Annotated in this window: 21 protein-coding genes; 12 read left to right on the top strand and 9 right to left on the bottom strand. The window is 71.5% G+C overall.

The window, feature by feature from the left end:
• Positions 1 to 128: 128 nt before the first annotated feature.
• Positions 129 to 998 (bottom strand): rhomboid family intramembrane serine protease, encoded by an 870-nt coding sequence (locus PBV52_RS11540; RefSeq protein WP_373922007.1) that lies wholly within the window; start codon positions 996 to 998, stop codon positions 129 to 131.
• Between the two features lie 246 nt (positions 999 to 1,244).
• Between PBV52_RS11540 and PBV52_RS11535 the strand changes: the two genes are divergently transcribed.
• A complete protein-coding gene (locus PBV52_RS11535) occupies positions 1,245 to 1,973 on the top strand; it encodes a VWA domain-containing protein (protein ID WP_274238228.1) in 729 nt (242 codons plus the stop codon).
• 138 nt (positions 1,974 to 2,111) lie between these two features.
• On the top strand, positions 2,112 to 3,758 hold the full coding sequence (locus tag PBV52_RS11530; protein ID WP_274238227.1) for a cytochrome bc complex cytochrome b subunit: 1,647 nt from the start codon (positions 2,112 to 2,114) through the stop codon (positions 3,756 to 3,758).
• Here the strand turns inward: PBV52_RS11530 and PBV52_RS11525 are convergent.
• Positions 3,736 to 4,701, bottom strand: a complete 966-nt coding sequence (locus PBV52_RS11525) for an acyl-CoA dehydrogenase family protein (RefSeq protein WP_274238226.1) — start codon at positions 4,699 to 4,701, stop codon at positions 3,736 to 3,738. The two genes, PBV52_RS11530 and PBV52_RS11525, sit on opposite strands and share 23 nt — an antisense overlap.
• 100 nt (positions 4,702 to 4,801) lie before the next feature.
• Positions 4,802 to 5,941, bottom strand: coding sequence for an acyl-CoA dehydrogenase family protein (locus PBV52_RS11520; protein ID WP_274238225.1), 1,140 nt, complete (start codon positions 5,939 to 5,941; stop codon positions 4,802 to 4,804).
• Positions 5,942 to 6,031: 90 nt separating this feature from the next.
• Between PBV52_RS11520 and PBV52_RS11515 the strand changes: the two genes are divergently transcribed.
• From PBV52_RS11515 to PBV52_RS11505, 3 genes are read left to right on the top strand one after another with little or no spacing between them, the layout of a single operon-like run.
• Positions 6,032 to 6,814 (top strand): SDR family oxidoreductase, encoded by a 783-nt coding sequence (locus PBV52_RS11515; protein WP_274238224.1) that lies wholly within the window; start codon positions 6,032 to 6,034, stop codon positions 6,812 to 6,814.
• Positions 6,815 to 6,830: 16 nt separating this feature from the next.
• On the top strand, positions 6,831 to 7,442 hold the full coding sequence (locus tag PBV52_RS11510; RefSeq protein WP_274238223.1) for a TetR/AcrR family transcriptional regulator: 612 nt from the start codon (positions 6,831 to 6,833) through the stop codon (positions 7,440 to 7,442).
• A gap of 49 nt (positions 7,443 to 7,491) precedes the next feature.
• Positions 7,492 to 8,649, top strand: coding sequence for an acetyl-CoA C-acetyltransferase (locus PBV52_RS11505; protein ID WP_274238222.1), 1,158 nt, complete (start codon positions 7,492 to 7,494; stop codon positions 8,647 to 8,649).
• 86 nt (positions 8,650 to 8,735) lie between these two features.
• Here PBV52_RS11505 and PBV52_RS11500 read toward each other — a convergent pair whose 3' ends face one another.
• Genes PBV52_RS11500 through PBV52_RS11485 form a run of 4 tightly spaced genes read right to left on the bottom strand, consistent with a single transcriptional unit; the run spans position 8,736 to position 12,120 of the window.
• Positions 8,736 to 9,782: a nitronate monooxygenase family protein gene (locus PBV52_RS11500; RefSeq protein WP_274238221.1), complete on the bottom strand. Its 1,047-nt coding sequence runs from the start codon at positions 9,780 to 9,782 to the stop codon at positions 8,736 to 8,738.
• On the bottom strand, positions 9,779 to 10,522 hold the full coding sequence (locus tag PBV52_RS11495) for a CoA-transferase subunit beta (RefSeq protein WP_274238220.1): 744 nt from the start codon (positions 10,520 to 10,522) through the stop codon (positions 9,779 to 9,781). The genes PBV52_RS11500 and PBV52_RS11495 overlap by 4 nt, the downstream gene beginning before the upstream one ends.
• Positions 10,519 to 11,355, bottom strand: a complete 837-nt coding sequence (locus PBV52_RS11490) for a CoA transferase subunit A (protein WP_274238219.1) — start codon at positions 11,353 to 11,355, stop codon at positions 10,519 to 10,521. The genes PBV52_RS11495 and PBV52_RS11490 overlap by 4 nt, the downstream gene beginning before the upstream one ends.
• A complete protein-coding gene (locus PBV52_RS11485) occupies positions 11,356 to 12,120 on the bottom strand; it encodes an enoyl-CoA hydratase family protein (protein ID WP_274238218.1) in 765 nt (254 codons plus the stop codon).
• A 54-nt stretch (positions 12,121 to 12,174) separates the two neighbouring features.
• Here PBV52_RS11485 and PBV52_RS11480 point away from each other — a divergent pair, with 54 nt between their 5' ends.
• Positions 12,175 to 12,915: an SDR family oxidoreductase gene (locus PBV52_RS11480; protein ID WP_274238217.1), complete on the top strand. Its 741-nt coding sequence runs from the start codon at positions 12,175 to 12,177 to the stop codon at positions 12,913 to 12,915.
• A gap of 1 nt (position 12,916) precedes the next feature.
• Positions 12,917 to 14,092 (top strand): SDR family oxidoreductase, encoded by a 1,176-nt coding sequence (locus PBV52_RS11475; protein WP_274238216.1) that lies wholly within the window; start codon positions 12,917 to 12,919, stop codon positions 14,090 to 14,092.
• Positions 14,093 to 14,216: 124 nt separating this feature from the next.
• Here PBV52_RS11475 and PBV52_RS11470 read toward each other — a convergent pair whose 3' ends face one another.
• On the bottom strand, positions 14,217 to 15,131 hold the full coding sequence (locus tag PBV52_RS11470) for a hypothetical protein (RefSeq protein ID WP_274238215.1): 915 nt from the start codon (positions 15,129 to 15,131) through the stop codon (positions 14,217 to 14,219).
• Positions 15,132 to 15,279: 148 nt separating this feature from the next.
• Here PBV52_RS11470 and PBV52_RS11465 point away from each other — a divergent pair, with 148 nt between their 5' ends.
• Positions 15,280 to 16,089 carry a trypsin-like serine protease gene (locus PBV52_RS11465; protein ID WP_275947839.1) on the top strand — a complete coding sequence of 270 codons (810 nt, stop codon included), beginning with the start codon at positions 15,280 to 15,282 and terminating at the stop codon, positions 16,087 to 16,089.
• 37 nt (positions 16,090 to 16,126) lie between these two features.
• Here PBV52_RS11465 and PBV52_RS11460 read toward each other — a convergent pair whose 3' ends face one another.
• Entirely contained in the window at positions 16,127 to 17,902 is a 1,776-nt protein-coding gene (locus PBV52_RS11460) for a beta-galactosidase family protein (protein WP_274238213.1), read from the bottom strand.
• Positions 17,903 to 17,995: 93 nt separating this feature from the next.
• Between PBV52_RS11460 and PBV52_RS11455 the strand changes: the two genes are divergently transcribed.
• The 4 genes from PBV52_RS11455 to pepN all read left to right on the top strand — a co-directional run bounded on the left by PBV52_RS11455 (position 17,996) and on the right by pepN (position 22,534).
• A complete protein-coding gene (locus tag PBV52_RS11455; protein WP_274238212.1) occupies positions 17,996 to 18,883 on the top strand; it encodes an AraC family transcriptional regulator in 888 nt (295 codons plus the stop codon).
• A 23-nt stretch (positions 18,884 to 18,906) separates the two neighbouring features.
• Positions 18,907 to 19,257: a chorismate mutase gene (locus tag PBV52_RS11450; protein ID WP_274238210.1), complete on the top strand. Its 351-nt coding sequence runs from the start codon at positions 18,907 to 18,909 to the stop codon at positions 19,255 to 19,257.
• Between the two features lie 140 nt (positions 19,258 to 19,397).
• The gene (locus tag PBV52_RS11445; protein ID WP_274238209.1) at positions 19,398 to 19,970 is read left to right on the top strand and encodes a two-component system response regulator; all 573 of its coding nucleotides are present in this window, start codon (positions 19,398 to 19,400) and stop codon (positions 19,968 to 19,970) included.
• 56 nt (positions 19,971 to 20,026) lie between these two features.
• Positions 20,027 to 22,534 carry an aminopeptidase N gene (gene pepN / locus PBV52_RS11440; RefSeq protein ID WP_274238208.1) on the top strand — a complete coding sequence of 836 codons (2,508 nt, stop codon included), beginning with the start codon at positions 20,027 to 20,029 and terminating at the stop codon, positions 22,532 to 22,534.
• Positions 22,535 to 22,651: the final 117 nt, after the last annotated feature.

The following is a 22,651-nucleotide window of genomic DNA, read 5'->3' as shown; positions in this document are numbered from 1 at the left end:
GGTACGCCTTCTCAAAGCCGCCCTCGGACGGGAAGTCGGCCTTGCGCAGGGCGGCCAGGCCCGGCTCTCGGCCTCCTCGCGGGACTCCTACTGCGCGGTGGCGACGGTGGACTCCGCCGGGCTCTCCCTCAGCCGGTCAGCTCGGAGACCCTGGCGAGCGCGACCGCAGCCAGCAGCACCAGTACGCCCACGGAGGCGGCCGCCTGGATCAGGGCCTGGCGTGGCCCGCGCGGGGCGTAGGCGTAGGCGAGCGTGACCGCGGCCCCCGTCAGCAGTCCGCCGAGGTGGCCCTGCCAGGAGGTGAGGCCCGCGGAGAGCAGCAGCCACAGCAGCAGGAACGTCATGAAGCGGTTGACGGTGCGCATGTCGGCGCCGACGCGGCGGGCGAGGACGTAGTACGCGGCGCCGAGCCCGAAGATCGCGCCCGACGCGCCGACCGACTCCACGTGCGCATCGGTGAGCAGCAGCTCGAACACCGAACCGCCCAGCGTCGCCAGCAGGTAGAGCGCGACGTACCGGACCCGGCCCAGCATGGGCTCCACGACCCGGCCGAGCTGCCACAGCGAGAGCATGTTCATCACGATGTGCAGCAGCCCGAAGGTGCCCTCGGTCGGCGGCGTGTGGAGGAACCCGCTGGTCAGCAGCCGGTCCCACTGCCCGGCGACCACTCCCTCGGCGTGGAAGTCCGACGGGTGGCCGGGCTCGTAGACGTAGTAGCCGCCGTCCGGCCCGACCAGCCGGGCGCTGAGCATCGCGAACCGGTCCAGGATCTCCGGGCGCACCACCTCGGCCAGGTAGGCGAGGACGTTGAGACCGATGAGTACGGACGTCACGAGCGGGGTCGCGGCGATCCGCCCGCCGACGACCGTCCGGGCCTGCCGCACCGACCGCGCCCCCTGCTTCACGCACTCCACGCACTGGTGACCGACGGCCGCCTCCCGCATGCAGTCCGGGCAGATGTACCGGTCGCAGCGGGTGCAGCGGACGTGCGACTCCACCTTGGGGTGGCGATAGCAGGTCGTGACGGTGGGCTGGGCGGACTCGGACTTGGCAGAGTCGGACTGGGCGGACTCGGACTGGGTGGACTCGGACTCCACAGCCGGCTCCTCGATGGGGACGGGACGAACGGTGAGCCGGTGGGGACGGCGGCGAAACAAAATAGCGAACACCTGTGGGCGGAGGGAGAGGCGGGGCCCATGGTGCCGTAGCCTCGGCAGCCGCACGATGCACGAGGGGGAGAGCATATGGCCGCGATCAGTCTCAGCAAGGTCGAGGAGACCGCGCCCGCCCTGGTCAGCCTGTACAAGAGCGCCGGGGTGTCGCTGCACAAGCACGGGCTGGGCGGCGTGCGGGCCGCGGTGTATCTGGTCGTCGACTACTCCGGGTCGATGAAGCCGTACTACAAGGACGGCAGCGTGCAGGCGCTCGCCGACCGGGTGCTCGGGCTGTCGGCGCACTTCGACGACGACGGGACCGTGCCGGTGGTGTTCTTCTCCACCGACGTCGACGCCGAGACCGAGATCGCGCTGGCCGACCACCAGGGGCGGATCGAGCGGATCGTGTCCGGTCTCGGGCACATGGGCAAGACCAGCTACCACCTGGCCATGGACGCCGTCATCGACCACTACCTGGACAGCGGGTCGAAGGACCCCGCCCTGGTCGTGTTCCAGACCGACGGCGGGCCCATCAACAAGCTCGCCGCGGAACGGTACCTGTGCAAGGCGGCCCCGCTTCCGCTCTTCTGGCAGTTCATCGGCTTCGGGGACCCGACCAGCAAACAGTTCGACTTCCTGCGCAAGCTCGACGAGCTGGCGGTGCCCGACAAGCGGGTGGTCGACAACGCCGGCTTCTTCCACGCCGGTTCGGATCCGCGGACGGTTTCCGACGCCGAGTTGTACGACCGCCTCGTCGGGGAGTTCCCGAAATGGCTGGCGGCGGCGCGGGCGCGGGGGATCGTACGGTCGCCTTCGTGACTCCACCCGCGATGCGCATGGGGGACGGATCGCCGACCTGGAGGGCTCGCGGCAGTTGCTGAGCCGCCTGCTCGCCCCGTTGGCCTAGCCGGTAGGCCCATGCCACCCTGAGGTGATCCGGCGGGGAGGCGGCGACTCATGGACGGCGCACGATCGGGGAACGAAGGCACGGGGGCGAGGCGGTCCGCGCCGCCCGGCAAGGGCGAGAAGATCGCCGACTGGGCGGACGGGCGGCTCGGTCTGTACGCGCTGGCCAAGGCCAACATGCGCAAGGTCTTCCCGGACCACTGGTCCTTCATGCTGGGCGAGGTCTGCCTCTACAGCTTCCTCGTCCTGATCCTCACCGGCGTCTACCTCACCCTCTTCTTCGAACCCAGCACCAACGAGGTCGTCTACAACGGCACCTACGAGCCCCTCAACGGCGTCCTGATGACCAGGGCGTACGAGTCCACGCTCGACATCAGCTTCGAGGTGCGCGGCGGGCTGCTCATCCGGCAGATCCACCACTGGGCGGCACTGGTCTTCGTCACCGGCATGCTCGTGCACATGATGCGGGTGTTCTTCACCGGCGCCTTTCGCAAGCCGCGCGAGCTCAACTGGGTGTTCGGCTGGACCCTGTTGATGCTCGGCATCATCACCGGCCTGACCGGCTACTCCCTCCCCGACGACCTGCTCTCCGGCACCGGCCTGCGCTTCGCCCACGGCGCGATCCTGTCGATCCCGATCGTGGGGACGTACGTCGCGTTCTTCCTCTTCGGCGGGGAGTTCCCCGGGGAGGACTTCATCGCGCGGCTGTACCCGATCCACATCCTGCTGCTGCCCGGTATCATGCTCGGCCTGGTGGCCGCCCATCTGATCCTGGTCTTCTACCACAAGCACACGCAGTACCCGGGCCCCGGCCGCGACCAGAAGACGGTCGTGGGCATGCCCTTCCTGCCCGTGTACATGGCCAAGGCGGGCGGCTTCTTCTTCCTGGTCTTCGGCGTACTGGCGCTCATGGGCGGCATCGCCGGCATCAACCCGGTCTGGGCCTTCGGGCCCTATCGCCCCGACATGGTGACCACGGGCGCCCAGCCCGACTGGTACCTGGGCTTCTCCGAGGGCCTGATCCGGGTGATGCCGGGATGGGAGCTCAACGCCTGGGGCCATACCCTGGAACTGGGCGTCTTCATCCCCTTCTCGCTCTTCCCGCTGATCCTGCTCGCGCTCGGCCTGTATCCCTTCCTGGAGGCGTGGATCACCGGCGACACACGCGAGCACCACATCCTCGACCGGCCGCGCAACATGCCGGTGCGCACCGGCCTCGGCGCGGCCTGGCTGAGCCTGTACACGGTGCTGCTGATCGGTGGCGGCAACGACATCGTGGCCACGCATCTGCATCTGTCCATCAACGTGATCACGTGGTTCGTACGGATCTCGGTCTTCGTCGCGCCGGTCATCACCTTCGTGGTGACCAAGCGCATCTGTCTCGGGCTGCAGCGCCGGGACCGGGACAAGGTGCTGCACGGCAGGGAGACGGGCACCATCAAGCGGCTCCCGGACGGCGAGTACATCGAGATCCACGAACCCCTCTCGCAGGGGCAGTTGTTCACCCTCACCCAGCACGAGGAGCACCCGCCGTACGAGATCGGCCCGCTCGTCGACGCCAACGGCGTCCGGCGCCGGGTCACACCGTCCCAGCGGGTACGGGCCCGGCTGGCGAAGGCGATGTTCGGCCCTCAGACGCGGATCGCGAAGCCGACGGTGGCGGAGTACCGCGAGCTCACCAGCGGCGATCACCACTGAGTACTTCGGCTCTGCATACGTCGGGGTCGCCCCAGGCGGTGCGCAGGGCGCGGGCCTTGGTCAGCCACAGCGACAGGTCGTACTCCGCCGTGTAGCCGATCGCGCCGTGCAACTGGAGCGCGGTGCGGGCGGTGGCGTACGCCGCCTCGCAGGCGGTGACCTTGGCGGCGGCGACGTCGGCGGGGGCCATGGTGAGCGCGGCTCCGAAGAGGAGGGGCCGGGCGAACTCCAGGGCGATCTTCGCGTCGGCCAGACGATGCTTGACCGCCTGGAACGAGCCTATGGGTGCGCCGAACTGGGTGCGCTGCTTGACGTAGGCGACCGTTTTGTCGAGAAGCCCGAGGCCGATGCCGAGGGCTTGGGCGGCGGTGGTGAGGCGGGCGCAGGCGAGGGCGTGGGCGGTGGGCGGGTCGGGGTTGAGGAGCTCGCCGCCGGGTTCGAGAGGGGTGAGGCGGCGGGCCGGGTCGAGGGAGTGGCGTACGGGGCCGTGGCCGGGGGAGAGGTACAGGCCTTGCGCGGTGAGCGCGAGGTGGAGGCCGGCCGCGTCACCGTCCAGGGCGTACGGCGCCGTCCACGCCAGCGTCGCCACCGCCTCGCCCGTCGCCAGCGGCGGCAGGAGCCGCTTGGCCGGGCCGGGGTCCGGTAGTCCGGCGAGCAGGGTCGCTGCCGTCACCGTTTCCACCAACGGCCCCGGTACCGCATGGCGCCCCAGCTCCACGAAGGCGACGGCGAGTTCGACGGGTCGGGGGCCCAGCCCCTCGTATGCCTGCGGAACCGCCAGCGCGAACACGCCGGCCTCGGCGATACGGGACCACAGTGCGCGGCCACCGGCATGCTCACCCCGGCTCCAGTCCCGTACGACCGACGGCGTGTCCGCAGCCGTCAGCATCGCGTCCAACGAGTCGGCGAACGCCCGCTGCTCGGCGTCGAGGAGGAACCGCATCAGCGAGGTCCCTTCGGCAGTGGCGGCGTCCCGGCCGGCGTCACCACGGCACCGCGGGTGTCCGCGTCGTCCCCCTTGGCATCGGCGGAGCCCTGCCGCATCAGCGTCGCCCCTTCGGCAGGCCGAGCAGTCGCTCGGCGATGATGTCGCGCTGGATCTCGTTCGTCCCGGCGTAGATGGGGCCGGCGAGGGAGAAGACGTACCGCTCGCACCAGTCGGTGTCGGTCAACTCGCTCTCGGCGCCCAGCAGATCGAGGGCCGTCTCGTGCAGTGCGATGTCGTACTCCGACCAGAAGACCTTGTTCAGGCTGGACTCCGGGCCGATCGACTCGCCGTCCAGGAAGCGGGAGGCGGCGGCGAAGGTGAAGAGCTGGTAGGCGCGGGCGCCGATCAGGGCGTCGGCCACGCGGTTCCATGTGCTCTGCGGGCTGCCTTGTGCTTGCCAGAGGCGATGAAGCCGGTCGGCGCTCGCGAGGAAACGGCCGGGGGAGCGGAGCATCAGACCTCGCTCGTTGCCCGCCGTGGACATCGCGATGCGCCAGCCCTGGCCCGGCTCGCCGATCACGTCCTCGTCCGGCACGAACACCTCGTCCAGGAACAGCTCGGCGAAGGCGGGCTTGCCGTCGAGGCGGGCGATGGGGCGGACGGTGACGCCGGGGGCGCGCAGGTCGAACATCAGGTAGGTCAGGCCCTGGTGGGGCTTCGGGGCGTGCGGGTCGGTGCGGAACAGGCCGAACGCGCGGTCGGCGAATGCCGCGCGAGAGGACCAGGTCTTCTGGCCGGACAGCAGCCAACCGCCGGCCGTGCGCACGGCCCTCGACCTGAGCGAGGCCAGGTCCGAGCCCGCCTCCGGCTCCGACCACGCCTGAGCCCAGACCACCTCGCCGGTGGCCATGGAGGGCAGCACACGCGCGCGTTGCTCCTTTGTGCCGTGGTCGAAGAGGGTCGGGGCGAGGAGGCTGACGCCGTTCTGGCTGACGCGGCCCGGGGCACCTGCCGCGTAGTACTCCTCCTCGAACAGCAGCCACCGCACGAGTGAGGCGTCCCGGCCGCCGTACGCCGTCGGCCAGTTGATCACCGACCAGCGGTCGGCGGCGAGTTCGGCCTCCCACGCCCGGTGCGCCGCGAAGCCCTCCTCGGTCTCCAGGGACGGGAGCGGATCGGGCGGCACATGCGCGCGCAGCCAGGCGCGGGCCTCGGCGTGGAACGCCCCATCGGCGGCGGAGTGGGTGAGGTCCACGGTCGCCTTCCCTCCCTACGAGCCCTACAAGTCCTACGAGCTCCCTGCGACTTCTTCCCTAACAAGTGTTTGGTAGGTTAGCGTGCTGCCATGACAAACGTCGAGGCGCCGACGTACGTTCCCGGGCATGCACTGCTCCGCGGGCGCACCGCCGTCATCACCGCGGCGGCCGGCGCGGGCATCGGCGGGGCGACCGCGCGCCGCTTCCTCGAAGAGGGCGCGCGCGTGCTGATCAGCGATGCGCACGCGCGGCGACTGAAGGAGTACGAGGCGGAGCTTGCCCGGGAGTTCGAGGGGGCGGTGGCCTCCGCGGTGTGCGATGTCACCGACGAGACACAGGTGCAGGCGCTGTTCGACACCGCCGTACAGGAGCACGGCCGGCTCGACGTCCTCGTCAACAACGCGGGCCTCGGCGGGACTTCGCCGCTCGTCGACATGACCGACGGACAGTGGTCGAGGGTCCTCGACGTGACCTTGAACGGCACCTTCAGGTGCACCCGGGCCGCCCTGCGCCGCATGCGGGACACCGGCGGCGTGATCGTCAACAACGCCTCCGTCGTCGGCTGGCGCGCCCAGGCAGGGCAGGCGCACTACGCGGCCGCGAAGGCGGGCGTGATGGCGCTGACCCGGTGCGCCGCGATCGAGGCGGCCGAGTACGGGGTGCGGGTCAACGCGGTGTCGCCGAGCCTCGCCATGCACCCGCACCTGGCGAAGGTGACCACCCCCGAACTGCTGGAGGAACTGACCGCGCGCGAGGCCTTCGGGCGGTACGCCGAGCCGTGGGAGGTGGCCAACGTGATCGTCTTCCTGGCCTCCGGCTACTCCTCGTACATGACGGGAGAGATCGTCTCCGTCAGCAGCCAGCGCGCCTAGGACGACAATGGACCCCGTGCCGACCAAGAAGAAGCCCCAGGTGACCGCCGCAGCCGTCAGGCGCCGCGAACTCCTCGACACCGCCGCCGAGGTCTTCGCCGAGCAGGGCTACAACGCCACCACCGTTCGCAAGATCGCCGACCACGCGGGCATGCTCGCGGGCAGCCTCTACTACCACTTCGACTCCAAGGAGTCGATGCTGGAGGAGATCCTGCGGACCTTCCTCGACGAGCTGTGGAGTGGCTACGACGCCGTCCTGGAGGCCGAGCTGGACCCGCGCGAGACGCTTCAGGCGCTGGTCACCGAGTCGTTCCGGGAGATCGACCGGCATCGGGCCGCCGTCGCGATCTACCAGAAGGAGAACAGACAGCTGGTGGCGCAGGAGCGGTTCGCGTTCCTCGCCGAGTCGCAGCGCAGGTTCGAGAAGGCGTGGCTGTCCACGCTGGAGCGCGGGGTCGCGGCCGAGGTGTTCCGGTCCGACCTCGACGTCCGGCTGACCTACCGGTTCGTGCGGGACACGGTGTGGGTCGCCGCGTCCTGGTACCGGCCCGGCGGACAGCACAGCCCGGAGGAGATCGCCCGGCAGTACCTGTCGATGGTGCTGGACGGGATCGCCGTACGTGAATAGCCGTCAGTAGCCGTTGATGTGCCCTTATCTGTGAGGGAGATGGGTTGCCATGGCCGAGGCCTACATCGTCGAAGCGGTCCGTACGCCCGTCGGGCGGCGCGCAGGAGGGCTCAGCGGGGTCCATCCGGCCGACCTGGGCGCGCATGTCCTCAAGGAACTCGTCTCGCGCGCGGGCATGGATCCGGCCGCCGTCGAGGACGTCGTCTTCGGCTGTCTGGACGCCGTGGGGCCGCAGGCCGGGGACATCGCGCGGACCTGCTGGCTGGCCGCCGGGCTGCCCGAGGAGGTGCCGGGCGTGACCGTGGACCGGCAGTGCGGGTCCTCGCAGCAGGCCGTGCACTTCGCGGCGCAGGGCGTGCTGTCCGGCACCCAGGACCTGGTGGTCGCGGGCGGCGTGCAGAACATGTCGATGATCCCCATCGCCTTCGCCACCCGGCAGGCCGCCGAGCCGCTGGGGCTGACGGCGGGCCCCTTCGCCGGCAGCGAGGGCTGGCGGGCGCGGTACGGGGAGAAGCCCGTCAACCAGTTCGTCGGCGCCGAGATGATCGCCGCGAAGTGGGGGATCAGCCGGCAGGACCAGGAGGAGTTCGCCCTGCGCTCGCACCGGCGAGCGCTGCGGGCGATCGACGAGGGCCGCTTCGAGCGGGAGCTCGTGCCCTACGGCCGGGTCGCCGTCGACGAGGGGCCGCGCCGGGACACCTCCCTGGAGAAGATGGCCGGGCTGAAGCCCGTCATCGACGGCGGCACGATCACGGCCGCCTGTTCCTCGCAGGTCTCCGACGGCGCGGCGGCGATGCTGCTGGCCTCGGAGCGGGCGGTGCGCGAGCATGGGCTCACGCCCCGGGCCCGGGTGCACCACCTCTCGGTGCGCGGTGAGGATCCCATCCGCATGCTCACCGCCCCCATCCCCGCCACCGCCCACGCCCTGAAGAAGACCGGCCTGTCCATCGACGACATCGACCTCGTCGAGATCAACGAGGCCTTCGCTCCGGTCGTCCTGGCCTGGCTGAAGGAGACCGGCGCGGACCCGGAGAAGGTCAACGTCAATGGGGGTGCCATCGCGCTGGGCCACCCCCTGGGCGCGACCGGAGTGAAACTGATGACGACCCTGCTGCACGAACTGGAGCGCACCGGAGGCCGGTTCGGGCTGCAGACGATGTGCGAGGGCGGCGGGCAGGCGAACGTGACGATCGTTGAGCGGCTTTGACGACGGCGGGACCGAGGGGGCCGTCGGGGTGGTGCCGATGTGCGAGGGCGCGGACGAACGTGACGATCAACGAGAGGCTGTAGCTGTCAGTCCTGGAGGCGCTCCCGCACCTCCTCGGCCTCCTTCATGATCCGCTCCACCAGTTCCGCGCAGGACGGCAGGTCATCGATTACCCCGGCGACCTGCCCGGACGCCATCACCCCCAGATCCGTACGGCCGTCCACCATCGACGCCTTCAGCAGCATCGGCGTGTTCGCGGCGAGCAGGACCTGGCTCCAGCTCAGGTCCTTGCCGTGCCTGAGCGCACGACCGTCCCGGACCATCCGGCGCCAGCTCGTGCCGGAGAGCTTCCGGTAGCCCGCCGCCCTGCGGACCGCCTGGAGGAGAGCCCTCGCACGGCCCGAGCGCTCCAGGGCGTCGACCAGCTCCGTACGCAGCATGCGGTGGGGCAGGCCGTCCACGGCCGTAGTGACGGTGACGTCCCGGACCGTCGCCGCCAGATACCGCGCCTTCACCGCATCCGGCACCGTCGAGTCCGACGTCAGCAGGAACCGCGTGCCCATCGCGACCCCCGCCGCTCCGTAGGCCAGCGCCGCGACCAGTCCCCGGCCGTCGAAGAAACCGCCCGCCGCCACGACCGGTATGTCCACGGCGTCGACCACCTGCGGCAGCAGTACCGTCGTCGCCACCTCACCGGTGTGCCCGCCGCCCTCCCCGCCCTGCACGATCACCGCGTCCGCACCCCAAGCCGCGACTTTCTCGGCATGCCGCCGGGCGCCGATCGAGGGGATGACGATCACGCCCGCGTCCTTGAGCTCGGCGATCAGCCCGGGGGAGGGCGCGAGAGCGAAGGAGGCGACGCGCACGCCCTCGTCGATCAGGACGCGGACCCGGTCGCCGGCGTCCGAGGCGTCCGCGCGCAGATTCACGCCGAACGGCGCGTCCGTACGGGACCTGACCTCGCGTATCGCCTCACGGAGCCGGTCGACGGTCATCGTCGCGGAGGCCAGGATGCCCAGCGCACCCGCGTTCGCCGTCGCCGAGACCAGCCGGGGGCCCGCCACCCAGCCCATCCCCGTCTGCACGATCGGGTGGCGGACACCGACCAGCCGGGTCAGCGGCGTCTCCCTCACGCGCCGACCTCCCTGGCGCGGGTGTTCGCCGGGTCGATGACCTCGCGGATGAGGCGCAGTTCGGCGGCGGTGGGTTCGCGGGTCGGCGGCACGTCGTCCGGGACGACCAGGTCGAACGCGGTCGCCTCCCTGACCTGCGCCGGCGTGACTCCCGGATGGAGCGAGGCCAGACGCATCGCGTGGTCGGGCGTGGCGAAGTCGAAGACGCCGAGGTCGGAGACGACACGGGGGATGCGGTGATAGCGAGCGCCGCCCGCGTGGTCGTAGCCCACCCCGCACACCATGTCGACCTTCTCGACGAACACCCGGCGCGAATGCCGCGGGATCCAGTAACTGGTCGGGTTGTTGAGGGTGTTGACCGGCGCGCCGCGCACCCCGAGCAGCTGCCGTTTCGGCTGCTCCCAGTCGCCGACGCACGAGATGTTCTGGTTGCCGTACCGGTCGATCTGGCTCGCGCCCATCATCACGTGCCGCCGGCCACCGGTGACCAGGGCCAGGTGCTGCCGGTACGGCAGCCAGCCCTCGGTCGTCCCGTCCGGGCGGACGAGCATCGCCTCGCCGTCGGTCAGCAGCAGGTCCGGCGAGAACGTGAGCCGTGCCAGCCGGGCCCCCACGGACGGGATCAGGCCCATCGGGCTCGCCAGGATCTCACCGGCGTCGCGCCAGGCCTCGGCGCAGGCGATCACGCAGTACTCGGCGCGGGTGGCCGGGAGAAGGGGCGTGCGGGGGACCTCCGTCATGACCCCTCCCTGACCGCCGACTGGTACGTCTGTTCGTCCCCGCCGAGGAACCGCGCCGCGAACTCCGGCCACGGCGTGGTCGCGTACGTCTTCTGGAACGCCTCGTCCCGGCCGTAGCCGGGCGCGCAGGACGTGAAGTGCGCCCCGTTCGGGGCCTCGACGACACCGGTCACCGTGTGCCGCTTGATCAGCAGCGACTGTGGGGCCGCGTCCTTCGTCAACTCGGCGGTGTCGACGACCCGTTCGCACGAGACGTACGCCGCGTCGGCCGCCTCGCAGAACAGGTCGTCGAAATACGGGTCGGGGCCCAGATACTGCCCGTTGCCCAGCCGGTCGGCGCGGTTGACGTGGACCAGGGCCGCGTCGAGCCGCAGCGCGGGCATGGCGACGAACGTCTCCCCGTCGTCGTACGGCGAGGTCACCGTCCGCAGGCCCGGGTTGACCCGCATCACATCCGAACCGATCCCGGCCCGCACCGGCAGGAAGGGCAGCCGGTTCGCGGCCGCGTGCAGGCCCCACATGAACATCGCCTCGTCGATCTCCATCAGCTCGAAGGCGCCGCGCTCCCGGGCCGCGCGGAAGTGCGGTTCGAGGGGGATGGAGTCGAGGGTGGCGAAGGGGGCGACCAGCTTCCGGATCCGGCCGGCGGCGGCGAGCATGCCGACGTCCGGGCCGCCGTACGAGACGACGGTGAGGTCGGTGACATCGGACCGGAGCACTGCCCTGACCAGGGCCATGGGTTTGCGGCGCGAGCCCCAGCCGCCGATGCCGAGGGTCATGCCGCTGTGCAGCAGGGAGACGACCTGGTCGGCGGTCATCGTCTTGTCACTCACCTACGCCCCCTCATCCGTCTTGCCGAAGGTGTCACGGACCCGGTCGGCCACCCCGCTGAGTCCTGCCTCGAAGGTGAAGCCCTGTTCGAAGCGGTAGCTGCGGCGCACGTCGACCGGATCGATGCCGTTGATGGCGGCCTTGGCCAGGCGCAGCAGCTGCCCGTCCTTGGCGGCGATCTCGCGGGCCAGCTCCAGGGCCGCGGCGCGCAGTTCCTCGCGCGGCACGACCCGCCACACCGAGCCGTGCGCGTGCAACTCGGCCGCGGTCGCCGTGCGCGAGGTGTAGTACAGCGCGCGCATCAGGTGCTGGGGGACCAGCCGGGCCAGATGGGTGGCCGCGCCCAGTGCTCCCCGGTCCAGCTCGGGCAGCCCGAAGGTGGCGTCCTCGCTCGCCACGATCGCGTCCGCGTTGCCCACCAGGCCGATACCGCCGCCCAGGCAGAAGCCGTGCACGGCCGCGACGACGGGCACCTCGCAGTCGTACACCGCCCCGAAGGCCTGCGCGCAGGCGCGGTTGGCGCCGATCAGCGCGCTGTGCCCGTCCCGCTGTATCTCCTTGATGTCCACGCCCGCGTTGAATCCGCGCCCCTCGCCCGCGATGACGACACACCGCACCTCCGGGTCGCGTCCCGCCGCCCGCACGGCGTCGGCCAGGGCGAACCAGCCCGCCACCGGCAGGGCGTTCACCGGGGGGAAGTCGACCGTGACGACGGCGATTCCATTTTTTTCGGGCCCTTTTTCCGGGGACGAGGTGGAGACACCCATGGCCGCATCAGCTACCTTTCCACCAAACGTTTGTTAGGTGAAGGGTAGCCGGGAATGGGGCTGGACGGGAAGGTCGTGGTCGTCACGGGCGGTACCCGGGGCGTCGGTGCCGGCACGGCGAAGGCCTTCGCCGAGGCCGACGCGGACGTCGTGGTCTGCGCGCGCAGACCACCCGAAGTCCCGTTGTCCGGGGCGGAGTTCAGGCCCCTCGACCTCCGCGACCCGGCAGCCGTACGGTCCTTCTTCGCCGACCTGCCGCGCCTCGACGTCCTCGTCAACAACGCGGGTGGCACACCGTACCGACGGTTGACGGACGCGGACGCCGAGCGGCACGCGCGCGTGATCGAGCTGAACCTCGTCGCTCCGCTGACGGCGTCCCTGGCCGCGTACGAGCACCTGAGGCGTGTGCGGGGCTCGGTGGTGATGATCGGCAGCGTCAGCGGCGGCCGTCCGTCGCCCGGGTCGGCGGCGTACGGGGCGGCCAAGGCCGGGCTGGAGAGCCTGGCCCGCTCGATGGCGGTGGAGTGGGCACCGGAGGTCCGGGTCAACACCCTGGTCGTCGGCATGGTCCGCACGGAGCAGTCGCATCTCCACTACGGGGGCGAGGACGGCATCACCGGCGTCTCCCGCACCGTCCCGCTCGGTCGCCTCGCCGAACCGGCCGACGTGGGCGCGGCCGCCGTCTTCCTCGCCTCCGACGCCGCCGCCTACATCAGCGGGGCGAGCCTGCTCGTGCACGGCGGGGGCGAGCGGCCCGCGTTCCTGGACGCCGCAACGGTCAACAAGGAGGCATGACATGAGCCGGATCTGCGAAGGGCGGGTCGTGGTCGTCACCGGCGCGGGCCGGGGCCTTGGCCGCGCACACGCGCTCGCGTTCGCCGCGGCGGGGGCGAAGGTCGTCGTCAACGACCTCGGGGTCGGCCTCGACGGCACGCCGGCCGCCGACGACCCGGCCGGACGGATGGCCGCCGACGGGCTCGACCGGCAGGTCGCCGTGGGCGCTCCAGCCCGGGAGGTGGCCGAGGGCGGCCCTGCCCGGGAGGTGGCGGCCGACGGCCCTGCCCGGCAGGTCGCCGCGGGCGGCCCCGTCCGGCAGGTGGCGGCCGACGGCCCCGTCCGGCAGGTGGCCGCCGACGGCCCCACCCGGCAGGTCGCCGTGGGCGGTCCAGCCCGGCAGGTGGCCGAGGGCGGTCCAGCCCGGCAGGTCGCCGTCGACAACCCCGCCCAGCAGGTGGCCGACGAGATCCGGGCGGCGGGCGGCGAGGCGATCGCGCACGGTGGCGACATCGCGACGAGCGCCGGGGCGGCGTCCCTGGTGGCGGCCGCGCTGGAGACGTACGGGCGTCTCGACACCCTCGTCAACAACGCCGGCTTCCTACGCGACCGGATGCTGGTCAACCTCGACGAGGACGACTGGGACGCGGTCGTACGGGTCCACCTCAAGGGCCACTTCCTCCCCCTGAAGCACGCGGCGGCGCACTGGCGGGCAGAGGCGAAGGCGGGCCGGACCCCGGTCGCCCGGGTCGTCAACACGAGCAGTGGGGCAGGGTTGTTGGGCTCGCTCGGCCAGGCCAACTACAGCGCCGCGAAGGCCGGCATCATCGCCCTGACCCTGGTCGCGGCGGCCGAGCTGGCCCGCTACGGCGTCCAGGTCAACGCGATCGCGCCGGCCGCCCGCACCCGCATGACGGAACGCACCTTCGCGGAGTCGATGGCGGCCCCCGACGCGGGCTTCGACGCCATGGCCCCGGAGAACGTCTCCCCGTTGGCCGTCTGGCTGGGCTCGGCGGCGAGCGAGGGCGTGACGGGGAGGGTCTTCGAGGCGGAGGGTGGCCGGATCACGGTCATGGAGGGCTGGCGGGCGGGGCCGACGGTGGACAAGGGGGCCCGGTGGACGCCGGAGGAGGCGGGGGAGACGGCGCTGAAGCTGTTGGGGGAGGCGGGAGTGCCGGGGGCGGTGTACGGGGCGTGAGGGGAAATCCAGCCCCTCCGGCGTTCGAGGAGCGGGGGTCCAGGGGGCGGCAGCCCCCTGGCGGGGTCGAAGGGGCGGAGCCCCTTCAGGATGGGACGGGTAGGGGCGGCGGGGGCGAAGAACCCTACGTGTCGCACTCCAGCACCGTCCGGCACAACCCACACCGCGCCCGAACCCGCCCCCGCACCGGCACCCGAATCCGCTGCTGACACGTCGGACACGCAAACGACACCCGCAGCGGCCCCGTCCCGTCCGGCGTGAACACATACGGCGCCCCCGGCCGGACCCCGGCCCCGGCCCCGGCCTCGACCCCGTGCCGCTCCTGCGCATGCCGCCGATCGCGCGCGTACCGGCGGCGCCCCGCCCAGCCGGCCGCCGTCAGCGGCGGCTGCTGCTCGTCGCGCCGCGCCTCGGCCATGCCCTTCCCATACGCCGTGTACGCCTGCGGACTGGTGAACCACACCGACGGATCCTCGGCGAAGACCAGCGCCCGCTTGGCGAGGACGTACCCGAACTCCTCCGGCGTCAGATACCCCAGCTTCTGCGAGGACGCCGCGTCCTCCCGGTACGCGTCGAGGAGCAGCCAGCCCGCGCCGAGATACGTCGCCGCCGTGTCGGTGAGGATCTCGTTCTCCCGGGTCCCGGGGAAGGACAGGTCCAGGCGGTGCAGGTACACATGCATCACCTCGTGGGCGAGCGCCGCCCCGATGTCCCGTCGGTGGGTGCGGAAGCGGTCGTTCAGCTCGACGAAGTACTCGGGCCCGGCGGCGAGTTCGACGCTGGCCGCGTGGTTCATCTCCCGGAAGCTGACGACCAGCCGGGCGTCCGGCAGGCGGTAGTGCCGCACCAGTTCGCGGGCCACCCGCTGCGCGCCCAGATACAGATCATCCGTGTCGCAGAACGCCACATCGGCCGGCAGCACGCTGGTCGCGAACGTCTGGACGGTGTCGTACGACAGCCGCTTGTAGAGCGCGGTGATCGAGGCCCGCACCGTCTGAAGGTGTGGGAAGCCGTGCTGGACCGGTCCGCCGTTCGCCACGCCCGTACCCCCAAGACGCCTTGAACCCGATTCCACTCTACGGGGATGTGAGGGGTTTTTCCCCGGCGAGGTTCCATGCCCGGGACGTGAGATCCGTCCTTGTCAAGCATGCCACCTGATCTTCATACTGCGGGCCGCTCAACACGCCATGAAAGGACGTACGTTGACCCTTAGCTCGCCGAAGAGAAGCGGCATAACCCTGGCCAAAAGAGCCGCGGCGGTCGGTGCCGTGGCCCTCGCGGTCGCCTCCCTTCAGCCCCTCAGCGCGCAGGCCGCGTCCACCCGTGTCGTCGGGGGAACGCCCGCCGCGCAGAGCGAGTTCCCGTTCATGGTCCATCTCTCCATGGGCTGCGGCGGGGCGCTCTACAAGAAGGACGTCGTGCTGACCGCCGCCCACTGCATGGACGGCTCCGGCAACAACACCAGCATCACCGTCACCGCGGGTGTCAACGACCTCGACTCCTCCGCGGCGATCAAGGTCAAGTCGACCAAGGTCAAGGTGGCCCCGGGCTACGACGGCAGCGGCAAGGACTGGGCGCTGATCAAGCTCGCCCGGCCCATCGACAAGCCGACGCTGAAGATCGCCACCACGGACCGCTACAACCGCGGCATGTTCACGATCGCCGGGTGGGGCGACACCCAGGAGGGTGGTGGCACGGGCACGACCAAGCTCCAGAAGGCCACCGTTCCCTTCGTCGCCGACCGCGTGTGCAAGCGCCACTACGGGAACCGGCTGGTGTCGAAGGAGGAACTGTGCGCCGGCTGGCAGAGCGGCGGCATCGACACCTGCCAGGGTGACTCAGGCGGCCCCATGTTCCGCAAGGACGACGCGGGCAAGTGGATCCAGGTCGGCATCGTCAGCTGGGGCGACGGCTGCGCCCGCACCGGTGTGCCCGGCGTCTACACCGAGGTCAGCACCTTCGCGAAGGACATCGCCCGCGCGGCGAACGCCCTGTAGACAGGCTCCGTACCAGGAGCGCGTCAGCAGGGCTGCGTCAGACGGCCCGGAGCACCGGGGCACCCGCCTCGCCGGACCCCCACCGGGCCGTCTCCGCCAGCTCCAGCACCCACACCTCGTTGCCGCCCTCCCGCAGGACGGGCCCCGGGACGTACAGCGAGTGCTGCGGGCCCGTGGACCAGTAACGGCCCAGACCGAAGCCGTTGATCCACGCGAACCCGCGGGTGAAGCCCGGCAGCTCCAGGCGGGCGTCACCGGCGCCCCGCACCGTGACGGTGCCCCGGTACAGACCTGGGGCACCGTCGCCGGGCAGCTCCCGCGACGGCACCGCCCGGACCCGCTCGACGTCGTCCAGCGCCTCCAGCCGCAGCCCACGCGCGCGTACGTCGTGCAGATACTGCCGCTCGTGCAGCACGCCCCCGGTGATCCCCTTGGGCTCGCCCAGCCGCGGCCCGTAGTTGACCCGCCCCAGGGACTCCACCCACAGCTCCACGCGCGCGTACCCGGCGACGGGCTCCTTGAGGCTCGCGTCGTCCTCGGTGAGCACCCCGGCCCGCTCCCCGTCGACGTACACCACGGCGAGGTCCCGCAGCCCGCGCACCGTCAGCGGGTACGGCTGCCGCGGCCCCGGCACCGCCACCTCGTACCGCACCAGGCCCCGCTCGACGCCCAGCTCCTCGAAGGTGGGCGGCACAGGACCGGACGTCTCGGGGCCGCCCAGCGTCTCCAATACGTCGCCCAGGGGAGCCCAGTCGGCCAGGACCGCCTCGGCCGGCGCGCCCAACGGGGCGGGCGCGGGCGGGACTTCGGGCGGCGGGCCTTCGGCGTACTCGGCGAGGACCTCGCGAAAGGCCCAGAACTTCGCCGTGGGGCGGCCGTACTCGTCGATCGGGGCGTCGTAGTCGTACGACGTCACATCGGGTTCCAGCGCCCCGTCGTGCAGCGCGCCGCCGCCCCGGTTGGCGCCCGCCCACCCGGCGAAACTGGTGCCGCCGTGCGCCATGTACAGATTGACCGAGGCCCCGCACTCCAGGATCTCCCGCAGGGCCGCCGCCGCGTCCCGGTGATCCCGTACGACATGCTCGCCGCCCCAGTGGTCGAACCAGCCACACCAGAACTCCATGCACATCAGCGGACCGTCGGGACGGTGCCGGCGCAGGCTCTCGAAGGCCTCGCGCGCGTGGGAGCCGAAGTTCACCGTCGCCAGGACCCCCGGGATCGAGCCGCCGCAGAGCATGTGGTCCTCGGGGCCGTCCGAGGTGAACAGCGGGACCGTGACGCCCTTGGTCCGCAGCAGATCGGCCAGCCACCGCAGGTACGCCGCGTCGGACCCGTAACTGCCGTACTCGTTCTCGACCTGGACCATGATCACCGGTCCGCCGCGGTCGATCTGCCGGGGCACGATCTCGCGCAGGAGGTAGTGGTACCAGCGCTGCACGCGGTGCAGGAACTGCTCGTCGCGGGTACGCACGCGCGTGCCGAACCCGGCCGTCAGCCAGTACGGCAGGCCGCCGTTCTCCCACTCGGCGCAGATGTACGGCCCCGGGCGCACGATCGCCCACAGCCCCGCCGCCCGGGCCGCGTCCAGGAACCGGCCCAGGGCCCGCACGTCCCGATGGTGCCCCGGCCTCGGCTCGTGCAGGTTCCACGGCACATACGTCTCCACGCAGTTGAGGCCCATCGCCCGCAGCATCGCCAGCCGGTGCCCCCACTGGGCCTCGTGCACCCGGAAGTAGTGCAGCGCGCCGGACAGCAGCCGCACCGGCCGCCCCTCCAGCAGGAAATCCGTGTCCCCCACCCTGAACTCGCTCATGCGCCCCACCCTCACCTCTGGCGGTGATCACGTCCATGGACAAAGATCGGCGCTGCTTGGACGGAAAACCGCACGCAGTGGGAGGGACCGCGGATGTACCACACCTGGATGCGGTTCTTCACGCCCGGCCCGGCCCATCACCGGCTCGGCCTCGTCTGCCTCGGCGTCGGCCTGCAGTACGGCGCCCTGCCCACGGTCGGCCCCCGCACCCTCGACCACCACGTCGCCGTCGTCATCAACGCGGGCGGCGGCTGGTACGAGGGCCCCGACGGCCGCCGTACGACCGTCACCGCGCCCGCGCTGCTGTGGCTGACCCCCGGAGTGCCGCACCACTACGCGCCCGACCCCGGGACCGGCTGGGACGAGGGCTTCGTCGACTTCGCCGGGCCCGCCACCGCCTCGTACACCGAGCTCGGCTACATCGAACCGGACCGCCCCGTCGTGCCCCTCTCCGACGCCTCCGGCCCGCGTGCCGTCATCGGACGCATGGCGCGCGCCGCCCGCCGGGACAACCCCCTCCTGGAGGTCGAGACCGGCGCCGCCGTCCATGAACTCCTCGTCGCCCTGCGACGCGCGCGTGCCGACCTCGCGCCGGACGGCGACGTCGTCCTCAAGGCCCTCGCCCGCGACGCGTGCCTGCCGCTGACCGTCGCCGATCACGCCGCCCGGCACGGCATGACCCTCGCCGACCTGCGCACCGCCGTGCGGCGCGGCGCCGGCTGCAGCCCCAAGGACTATCTGCTCGGCATCCGCCTGGGCCGCGCCAAGGAACTCCTCGCCGCCACCGAGCTGCCCGTCGCCGCCGTCGCCCGCCGCGTCGGCTACGACGACCCTGCCTACTTCTCCCGCCTGTTCACCCGCCGCGTCGGCATGGCCCCCGTCCGCTTCCGGGCCCAGCAGGGCCGCACCGTCCCCGGCGGCTGGAGCAACCAGGTCCCCGACCCCGACGATCCACCCGTGATCGAACGAATGACCACGTGAGCGGCCCCGTAGGCTGGGCCCTCATGACCACCAGCAACACGTCTCCCGGCGCCGTCGACCCCGCCGTCCGCGAGGAGCTCGCCCGGCTGCGCGACAGCATCGACAACATCGACGCGGCCGTCGTCCACATGCTCGCCGAACGCTTCAAGTGCACCCAGCAGGTCGGCCACCTCAAGGCCAAGCACCAGCTCCCGCCCGCCGACCCCGCCCGCGAGGCCCGCCAGATCGCCCGCCTGCGCACCCTCGCCGAAAACGCCAAGCTCGACCCGGCTTTCGCTGAAAAGTTCCTCAATTTCATCATCGCCGAAGTGATCAGGCACCACGAGAGCATCGCCGAGGACACCATCAACGGCGCTGCGCCCACGGCGAACTGACCTCGATCGGCCCTCCCGAGGGAGTGACACGGCGGCCCAGGCCCGGCATGCTGCGCTGTGCACTCCATGCAAGCTGACACGCACTCCCCGTCAGCGCCCGGACACACCCTGGATGTCCACGCCGGGAGGGACGTCGGGCCATGCCGTCGGATGCCAAGATCCTCATCGTCGACGACCACGAGGACACGCTGTACGCGCTGGAGAGCGCCCTGGCCCCGCTGGGCTACCGGCTCGCCCGTGCCACCAGCGGTGACGAGGCGCTCAAGCAGGTGCTCCGCGGGCAGGTCGGCCTGCTGCTCCTGGACGTCCGGATGCCCGGCGTCAGCGGCCTGGACGTGGTGCGCTACATGCGGCGCCTGGAACAGACCCAGCACATACCGGTCATCCTGCTCACCGGTTTCGGCGCGGACCACGAACTGACCGCCACCGCCTTCGGACTCGGCGTCGCCGACCTGGTCATGAAGCCCATCGAGCCCTGGGCGCTGCGCACCAAAATCCGCTACCTGTACGACTCCTACCAGCGCCAACGCGCGCTGGAGCACGAGGTCCGCGAGTTACGCGCCCTCGTCAAGGACGACCCCGGCGGCCAGGAACCCCGCCACCGCCCCGCCCTGCCCCACCACGACACCCGCGTCCCACCGCAGCGCGACAGCCCGGCGGCGACCTCGGCCAAGGACCGGCCCTGCGCAGACCGGGCCAAAGACCGGACATAGCGCACTTATTGATCCGCCCCTGTGCCTCGCCAGCGGCATCAGGCAGCATGTCCTGCATGTCCGTACTGACGCGCGACGAAGCGCAGACCCGTGCCCAGCTCCTCGACGTCCACCGCTACACGGTCGAACTCGATCTGACCACCGGGGACGAGACCTTCGACTCCCGCACCGTCATCCGGTTCACCACGCGCGCGGACCACGCGGACACGGACACCTTCGTCGAGATCAAGCCGGCCGAGCTGCGCTCCGTCACGCTGGACGGACACCCCCTCGATCCCGAGACCCTGGACGAGAACAGGCTGCCCCTGAAGAACCTCACCGCCGGTAAGCACGAACTGCGCGTCGACGCGGCCATGCGCTACTCCCGCACCGGCGAGGGCATGCACCGCTTCACCGACCCCGTCGACGGCGAGACGTACCTCTACACAAATTTGTGCATGGACGACGCCCAGCGCGTCTTCGCCGCCTTCGACCAGCCCGACCTCAAGGCCGTCTTCGACCTCTCCGTCAAGGCCCCCGAGGGCTGGACCGTCCTCGCCAACGGCATCACCGAACACCTCGACGACGGCCGCTGGCAGGCCGCCGCCACCCCGCTGATCTCCACCTACCTCCTCGCCGTCGCCGCCGGCCCCTGGCACTCCGTGTACACCGAACACCGCGGCCTGCCCTTCGGCCTGCACTGCCGCCGCTCGCTCGCCCCCTACCTCGACACGGACACCGACGAGCTCTTCGAGGTCACGCGCGCGTGCTTCGACCGCTACCACGAGAAGTTCGAAGAGCCCTACCCCTTCGACTCCTACGACCAGGCGTTCGTCCCCGAGTTCAACGCCGGCGCGATGGAGAACCCCGGACTCGTCACCTTCCGCGACGAGTTCGTCTACCGCTCCGCCGTCACCGACGCCGAGCGCCAGACCCGTGCCATGGTCATCGCCCACGAGATGGCCCACATGTGGTTCGGCGACCTCGTCACCCTGCGCTGGTGGGACGACATCTGGCTGAACGAGTCCTTCGCCGAGTACATGGGCTACCAGACCTGCGCCGAGGCCACCCGCTTCACCGACACCTGGACCGACTTCGGCGTCGCCCGCAAGGCCTGGGGCTACGACGCCGACCAGCGGCCCTCCACCCACCCCGTCGCCCCCGAAGGCGTCAACGACACCGCCACGGCCCAGCTCAACTTCGACGGCATCTCCTACTCCAAGGGCGCCTCGGCGCTGCGCCAACTGGTGGCCTGGCTCGGCGAGAAGGACTTCCTCACCGGCATCAACACCCACGTCGCCCGCCACAAGTTCGCCAACGCCACCCTCGCCGACTTCGTCGACTCCCTCGCCGCCGCCACCGAACGCGACGTCCACTCCTGGGCCGACGCCTGGCTGCGCACCACCGGCGTCGACACCCTCACCCCGGCCGTCACCCCCGGCGAGAACGGCACCTACACCCTGACCGTCGACCGCGCCGGCAGCCGCCCGCACCGCATCGCCGTCGGCCTGTACGACCTGGACCTCGGCGACAACGAGGGCCATCTCGTCCTGCGCGAACGCCTCGACCTCGACGTCCCGCAGGCGGCCCCGCAGCCCATCGGTAAGCGCCCGGCACTGCTGCTGCTCAACGACGGCGACCTGACCTACGCCAAGGTCCGCTTCGAACCCGAATCCTTCGAGACCGTCCGTACGAGCCTCGCCGGGCTGCCCGACCCGCTCACCCGCGCGCTCGTCTGGAACGCCCTGCGTGACGCCGTCCGCGACGGCGAACTGGCCCCCGGCGCCTACCTGGAGGCCGCCCGCGCCCACCTGCCGCACGAGAGCGACCTCGCCGTCGTCCAGGGCGTCCTCGCCTTCGCCACCGCCCAGGTCGCCGACCGCTACGTCACCCCCGAGGAACGTCCGGCAGCCCTGTCCACCCTCTCCTCCCTCTGCCGCGATCTCATCCGCCGCACCGAGGACGGCGACAACCCCGGGCTGCGTCTGATCGCCGTACGCCACTTCGTCGACGTCGCCGCCCACCCGGACACGATCGCCGCCTGGCTCGCCGACGGCACCGTGCCCGGCGGACCCGAACTCGACCCCGAACTGCGCTGGCGCGTCCTGAGCCGCCTCGCCGTCCTCGGGGCCGTCGACGAGGCCGCCATCGCCGCCGAGCTGGCGCGCGACCCCAGCGCCACCGGCCAGGAGGGCGCCGCCCGCTGCCGGGCCGCCCTGCCCGATGCGGAGGCCAAGGCGAGGGCCTGGGACGCCATGTTCGCCACCGACGACGGCACCGATCTGTCCAACTACCTCTTCATCGCCACCGCGCAGGGCTTCTGGCAGCCCGAACAGGCCGACCTCGTACGGCAGTACGTGCCGCGCTACTACCAGGACGCGATCGCCGTCGGCGCCCGCCGCGGCCCCGCCATCGCCGACGCCGCCGGCCGCTGCGCCTTCCCGGTGTACGCCGTCGACGCCGCCGCCCTGCGGCTGGGCGAGGAGTGCCTGCGCGACGGCGAGCCGATCCCCGCCCTGCGACGCAGGCTCGCCGACCACCTCGACGACCTGGCACGGGCGTTGCGCGTGCGGGAGGGCGAGTGAGGCCGGTGCAGGCGGCGTAGGGCACCGCTCGTGGCTACGGGTGATGCGGCGGGCTGATCTTCCCAGGACCGCCGCCCCTTACTCCGTCACCCACGCCACACCACTCCCGACACGCTT

Source organism: Streptomyces sp. T12, from assembly GCF_028736035.1.
Lineage (GTDB): Bacteria > Actinomycetota > Actinomycetes > Streptomycetales > Streptomycetaceae > Streptomyces.
Note: the sequence above shows the minus strand (reverse complement) of the source record. Positions and strands in the feature narration are given on the sequence as shown.

Bases quoted from the DNA above. Each gene is read 5' to 3' on its own strand.
- PBV52_RS11535 (WP_274238228.1), top strand. From the start codon at position 1,245: ATGGCCGCGATCAGTCTCAGCAAGGTCGAGGAGACCGCGCCCGCCCTG.
- PBV52_RS11530 (WP_274238227.1), top strand. From the start codon at position 2,112: ATGGACGGCGCACGATCGGGGAACGAAGGCACGGGGGCGAGGCGGTCC.
- PBV52_RS11525 (WP_274238226.1), bottom strand. From the start codon at position 4,701: ATGCGGTTCCTCCTCGACGCCGAGCAGCGGGCGTTCGCCGACTCGTTG.
- PBV52_RS11515 (WP_274238224.1), top strand. From the start codon at position 6,032: ATGACAAACGTCGAGGCGCCGACGTACGTTCCCGGGCATGCACTGCTC.
- PBV52_RS11505 (WP_274238222.1), top strand. From the start codon at position 7,492: ATGGCCGAGGCCTACATCGTCGAAGCGGTCCGTACGCCCGTCGGGCGG.
- PBV52_RS11495 (WP_274238220.1), bottom strand. From the start codon at position 10,522: ATGACGGAGGTCCCCCGCACGCCCCTTCTCCCGGCCACCCGCGCCGAG.
- PBV52_RS11485 (WP_274238218.1), bottom strand. From the start codon at position 12,120: ATGGGTGTCTCCACCTCGTCCCCGGAAAAAGGGCCCGAAAAAAATGGA.
- PBV52_RS11480 (WP_274238217.1), top strand. From the start codon at position 12,175: ATGGGGCTGGACGGGAAGGTCGTGGTCGTCACGGGCGGTACCCGGGGC.
- PBV52_RS11475 (WP_274238216.1), top strand. From the start codon at position 12,917: ATGAGCCGGATCTGCGAAGGGCGGGTCGTGGTCGTCACCGGCGCGGGC.
- PBV52_RS11465 (WP_275947839.1), top strand. From the start codon at position 15,280: ATGAAAGGACGTACGTTGACCCTTAGCTCGCCGAAGAGAAGCGGCATA.
- PBV52_RS11460 (WP_274238213.1), bottom strand. From the start codon at position 17,902: ATGAGCGAGTTCAGGGTGGGGGACACGGATTTCCTGCTGGAGGGGCGG.
- PBV52_RS11455 (WP_274238212.1), top strand. From the start codon at position 17,996: ATGTACCACACCTGGATGCGGTTCTTCACGCCCGGCCCGGCCCATCAC.
- PBV52_RS11450 (WP_274238210.1), top strand. From the start codon at position 18,907: ATGACCACCAGCAACACGTCTCCCGGCGCCGTCGACCCCGCCGTCCGC.
- PBV52_RS11445 (WP_274238209.1), top strand. From the start codon at position 19,398: ATGCCGTCGGATGCCAAGATCCTCATCGTCGACGACCACGAGGACACG.
- pepN (WP_274238208.1), top strand. From the start codon at position 20,027: ATGTCCGTACTGACGCGCGACGAAGCGCAGACCCGTGCCCAGCTCCTC.